Origin of the sequence: Campylobacter concisus, assembly GCF_002914195.1 — a bacterium.
GTDB classification, from domain to species: Bacteria; Campylobacterota; Campylobacteria; order Campylobacterales; family Campylobacteraceae; genus Campylobacter_A; species Campylobacter_A concisus_M.
This window is the reverse complement of sequence record NZ_PPAU01000089.1, coordinates 1-514: the sequence shown is the minus strand read 5'-3', so window position 1 is coordinate 514 and position 514 is coordinate 1. Positions and strand designations below refer to the sequence as shown.

General features: G+C 49.0%; 1 protein-coding gene. It reads left to right on the top strand.

Annotated elements, in window-relative coordinates; translation table 11 throughout:
- On the top strand, positions 1-514 hold a 514-nt coding region (locus CYP28_RS10855; protein ID WP_181000415.1), incomplete at both ends, for a hypothetical protein.

Below are 514 nucleotides of genomic sequence, written 5' to 3'. Positions count from 1 at the left end.
AGAGAGGGAGAGGGGGAGAGGAGAGGGGGAGAAGAGAAAGAAAGGAAGAAGAAAAGGAGAGAGAGAGGGAGAGAGGGGGGAGGGGAGAAGGAGGAAAGGGAAGAAGAAAAGAGGAGGGGAGGAGGAAGGGGGGAAAAAAGGGAGAAAGAGGAAAGAAGGAGGAAGAAAGGAGGAGGAGGGAAAGGGGAGAAGGGAAAGGGGGAAGGAGAAGAAGAGAAGAAAAGGGAGGAGGAAGAGAAGGGGGGAGAAAGGAAAGAAAAAAAGAGAGGAGAAAAGAGAGAAGAAGAAGAAAAAGAAAAAAGGGAAAGAGAGAAGGGAGGGAAAAAAGGAGGAGAGAGGAGGAGAAGGAGGGGAAAAAGGGGGGAAGAGAGGGGAGGGAAGAGGAGAGAGAAAGGAAGAAAAAGGGAGAAAAGAAAGAAGAAGAGAAAGAGAGGAAGGGGAAGGGAGAAGGGAAGGGAGGAGGAAAGAAGAAAGAGGGAAAGAGGAGAAAGGAGAAAAAGAAAAAGACGAGGAA